Source organism: Ruegeria sp. AI2, from assembly GCF_056541275.1.
In genome coordinates, this window is the sequence record NZ_JBQFYB010000065.1 from 1 (window position 1) to 1,019 (window position 1,019).

General features: G+C 57.1%; 1 protein-coding gene. It reads left to right on the forward strand.

The features are described from left to right. A partial coding sequence (locus ACR0LL_RS21165; protein ID WP_480589276.1) for a hypothetical protein occupies nucleotides 1-1,011 on the forward strand: 1,011 nt, incomplete at its 5' end. Between the last annotated feature and the right edge of the window lie 8 nt (nucleotides 1,012-1,019).

The following is a 1,019-nucleotide window of genomic DNA, read 5'->3' on the forward strand; positions in this document are numbered from 1 at the left end:
CCTCTCGCCGAAACGGGCATCGTCGCCAGCGGCGCCCTGGCGCCAGCCCTCAACCAGGCCCTCGCAGGGCAGACCCTGATGGTTGCAGATGCGTATACGCGCGGATTTGAGCTTGCTGCCAGTGCCCTGGTCTCCGAACTCAAGGCGCCAAGACCCCGCCTTGCGATCACAAGGGAAACAAAGGTCAGCGACAGCCTCACACTCATGCGTTCAGATCACGGAACAGGTCTCCGTTTTGATGGGGATGTGTTCTCCTATGAGATAACTCTCGGCGACATAGATCCAGACGCAGATCCATTTGGACAGCTTCTGACAGAAGACTACTCATTCAGGCACAAGTTTGAACTCACACAAGCGCTGGCCCTTATTACTGACCACGCGGTCGGATCATCCACGGGCTCCTTCTCAAGGACCAGCATAGGGCTTGAAGCAAAAGACAAAGATGGGTCAGGCCTTTCTGCCCAGTTCGGCCTCATAGAAGAAAACGGCACAGTCCTTGGATCCCGCTTTATGGGAGCCGCGGGTCAGGACGGACGCAGCTCTACCTCGTTCTTGGAAATATCCGGATCTGTTGCGGTCGGGCAGGGCACGCTCCTGACGGTATCGGGCACGCAAAGCAGGACAGATTTCAAACAGGCAGGCCTGGTCACTGGCGGCAAAAGTCTGACGGGGCGTGCCGGCAGCGTCTCAATCAGCAAGAAACGCTTTCTCGGCAGCCCAGGCACGATGCGCTTGTCGATATCCAGTCCGCTCCAGATCTCCTCTGGTGAGATTTCAATCGACCTCCCCCGGGACAGGGTTGCAGCAGTGGCCGGTCAGGAAAGCACGGGCGTGACAAGAAGCTCTCAAACTGTGCAGATTACATCTTCAGTGCGGCCGATAGATATTGGCCTGACCTATCAGCTTGCTTCAGAAGCGCCCGGACCGGAAATTCTGTTTAACGCGGGATATCGCGCACAAGGCGGTGACCCCAATCCCTACATTGGATTTGCCCTCAGTCACAGGTTTTGAGCCGCACG